This is a genomic window from Phyllobacterium sp. 0TCS1.6A, from assembly GCF_026420825.1.
In the GTDB taxonomy this organism is placed as follows: Bacteria; Pseudomonadota; Alphaproteobacteria; order Rhizobiales; family Rhizobiaceae; genus Phyllobacterium.
Window position 1 is genome coordinate 1 of sequence record NZ_JAPMAB010000016.1, and the last position, 2,863, is coordinate 2,863.

The 2,863-nt window shown below is 56.5% G+C and carries 4 protein-coding genes; 2 read left to right on the plus strand and 2 right to left on the minus strand.

Annotated features, from left to right (window positions below):
* Nucleotides 1–387: 387 nt before the first annotated feature.
* On the minus strand, nt 388–573 hold the full coding sequence (locus OSJ75_RS22705; RefSeq protein ID WP_250014581.1) for a hypothetical protein: 186 nt from the start codon (nt 571–573) through the stop codon (nt 388–390).
* 220 nt (nt 574–793) lie between these two features.
* Nucleotides 794–1,060, minus strand: coding sequence for a sel1 repeat family protein (locus OSJ75_RS22710; protein WP_250014582.1), 267 nt, complete (start codon nt 1,058–1,060; stop codon nt 794–796).
* Nucleotides 1,061–1,490: 430 nt separating this feature from the next.
* Between OSJ75_RS22710 and OSJ75_RS22715 the strand changes: the two genes are divergently transcribed.
* Complete coding sequence (locus OSJ75_RS22715; RefSeq protein WP_250014583.1) at nt 1,491–1,838, plus strand: DUF2147 domain-containing protein; 348 nt, start codon at nt 1,491–1,493, stop codon at nt 1,836–1,838.
* A gap of 632 nt (nt 1,839–2,470) precedes the next feature.
* Nucleotides 2,471–2,605, plus strand: coding sequence for a hypothetical protein (locus OSJ75_RS22720; protein ID WP_267229654.1), 135 nt, complete (start codon nt 2,471–2,473; stop codon nt 2,603–2,605).
* The last annotated feature ends 258 nt before the right edge of the window (nt 2,606–2,863 follow it).

Below are 2,863 nucleotides of genomic sequence, written 5' to 3' on the forward strand. Positions count from 1 at the left end.
CCGAAGACCGCCCGCGACGTCTTTGCCTGCTATCATTGCGTTTGTCAGACGCAACAACCCGGAAAACGAAGCGCCACTTCCGTTTCCTTCTGCAGTTTGCCGGATAGTCGGGTTTGTCACTCCCGACTGTCCGGCAACGCCACCCTTCCCCAGCTTTCGAAACAGCACCGGAAGCTGCTCCCCCACTGGAAAGGATTTGTGCAGAATAAACCGGTTTCAAAGTGGTGGGATAAGTTTCCATTTATGCCCCACGGAGGGCCGTGTGTTGCATAAGTGAAGTGCGTGCTTCGTGCTTCGACAAGCTCAGCATGAGGGGCCCAGCATGAGGCCGGCCGGGGGAGAAAACTCACCCCCGCATATGCCCGGAACGAAGTGGCTGGTTGGCGCCTAGTTGGCGCCCTTGCGCGGCAGATTGGCGATGGCCGTTTCCACGGCAGCGATATTCAGCTCCAGGGTCGCGATTTTCTGCAATGTGTTATTATCAGGAAATGCCTTGGACTTGGCACAGGTCGCAATGAGTTGCGTCTGCGCATCGGTCAGGCTCGACAATAGTCTCTCAAGATCTTCCTGCATGCGTATTCCATTCATTTACAACTGAGGCACACGCTTTAGTTGTGCCTTCATTCCTATTCCAATACGCGAAAAGGCGGAAAATTGTCAAAGAACAAACGGCGCCGTAAACAAATATTTTGTTAGTAGAACAAAAGAACTAGACTTATTCCAGGGGTCTGCAGGCACGAACCTGAGTTGTAATAAAGTCTAGCCTGAGCGTCGCGATTACTCAAGGTTGTGTTTAGTGTGACTTCAACCATTCACGCGCCTCGTGCAGGGCGGAGGCGATTTGACCTTTGGACATGTGCCGCAGGAGCTCGCTGCGACGCCTGGCTGCACGATCACAACCTTTGATTGCAGCGATGTTGAACCATTTATGGGCCGAAACGAGATCGACCTCGCAGTCGCGGCCGCTGGCATACATCATCCCCATTTCGAAGATGATATCGGTTTCGGCGGAACCGCCGGCCTGGCCATTATCGAGGTTCTGGAGTTCAAAACGTGCCATGATGCCAATCCCTTGCTGAACCAAATCCGTTGATCTTGGAATGCCCTGTCAGACTTCCCGAGAGCCGCCTTTTTTGTTTTGGCGTGTCTCTTTCGATGTCTGCAATGATGGCAGCAGAGGCTTGAAAGCGGCGTTAAGCGGGATGCTTAACTGGAGAAAAACAAAATCAAAACAACTGGTAAACTTCGGAATTCGTTAAATATACCGGTCCAGCAATGGCGGGCTTTGCGGCGCCGGACCATTAAAATTGCGCTGGGCGGCGTCAAGAGTCCGCTAACCAAGGCGTGATTTGAAACGGCGCGTCCTGCCGGCGCCCGCCCTCGCCGCAGCCCGGATTTTGCCGCTTTCCATCGCCCGGCTTTTGAATTACTTTTACGTTTGCGTAAGCTCCAGCGGAAAGAGCCGGAGCTGGCTTCAATGGGAGGAAGGAATGAAACTGAAACTGCTGCTGACATGTGCCGCGCTCGTTCTGGCCGCGGGCCCGGCGCTGGCCGAAGAGCCGATCGTCGGCTCCTGGAAGCGCCCGAACGGCACCATCATCCAATATTCAGCCTGCGGCGGCGACAAATATTGCGGCACCGTGATGACCGGCGAATACAAGGGCAAATCCATCGGCTCCATGGCCGGCAGGGACGGCGCCTACAAGGGCACCGTCAACAAGCTCGACGAGGGCAAGACCTATAATGGCAAGGCCACGGCAAAGGGCGGCACGCTGTCGCTTTCCGGCTGCGTCATGGGCGGGCTGATCTGCAAGAGCGAGAGCCTGACGCGGCAATAGTCAATGCGCGCCAAACCCGGACGATGCACAATCTCCGGGTTTGGGCTTTTCGCCTGCCGTGCGGCGCGTGCGGCAAGGGCCTCGGCCCGCTTGACGGCAACAAACCCATTTCTCCCGCAGCGATTCGCGCGGCTGTCGCGTTTGCGCCGGCTGATGTGCCTGCTTGCCGTTGCGTGGCCGACGCCTGGCCGGTGCGTGGCCGGTGCCTGACGGTGCCTGATCCGGCGAAAGCCGGGACGCTGCTGGCCACGCCGGATGCGACACCGGATGCGACGCCGGATGCGACGACGCCATGGGTGCAGCGTCTTAGACCAACGTCTAATTGTGGAGGGGTCAAAATTGAAGTATTAATGGTCTTGTTTTCAGCACGAAGCATTTCTGAATTGGTTTGATACTTGAATAGTTTTATCTCCATGGCCGCGGCAGCGTAGTATATTTGTCGCTAATCCTCCCACTGCCCTGGCCAGCAATATCAGTTTTGTTGAGTTCATCGTTCATTAGATGGTGGAGAAATGTCTCGGCGGCTGATGAGACCCAGGTTCTGCAACATTCCCGCTGCACTTGGGACAGCTGTGGTTTCCCCTCACAGCTGTCCCCCTTTTTTCGGCGATGCACGGTGTGGCGATGGATCCATGCGCGAGGCGGTTGAGCAGCTGCGTGGGCGCGTGAATGATGCGCGGGCGTTGGTCGAATACGTGCGTGGACGGGTAAATGCGCTTGGCGGCCACAGCCGCGCCGGGCGGGCGAATGCGCGCGACCTTGGCTGAGCACATAGCTGGACGCGTGGATGATGCGCGGGAGAATGTTGGAATGTGCGGGATTGCAGCGGCACTGAGGTGCGTCCTACGAACTTTGGCTGCTTCTTTGCTGCGATCAAATCAAATCCGAGCTTGCAGAACTAGAACCCTGCAAAACTCTAATCTCCCTCATCCTGAGCCTGTCGAAGGGCGCAGCGACGTTTGTGCAGTCCCTTTTTTGAGCGCTGCAAAAAGCATCGTGCGTGCTTCGACAGGCTCAGCATGAGG

What these genes read in the sequence shown, in the direction of transcription:
- OSJ75_RS22705 (WP_250014581.1), bottom strand. Translation starts at nt 573, where the DNA reads ATGCAGGAAGATCTTGAGAGACTATTGTCGAGCCTGACCGATGCGCAG.
- OSJ75_RS22710 (WP_250014582.1), bottom strand. Translation starts at nt 1,060, where the DNA reads ATGGCACGTTTTGAACTCCAGAACCTCGATAATGGCCAGGCCGGCGGT.
- OSJ75_RS22715 (WP_250014583.1), top strand. Translation starts at nt 1,491, where the DNA reads ATGAAACTGAAACTGCTGCTGACATGTGCCGCGCTCGTTCTGGCCGCG.
- OSJ75_RS22720 (WP_267229654.1), top strand. Translation starts at nt 2,471, where the DNA reads ATGCGCGAGGCGGTTGAGCAGCTGCGTGGGCGCGTGAATGATGCGCGG.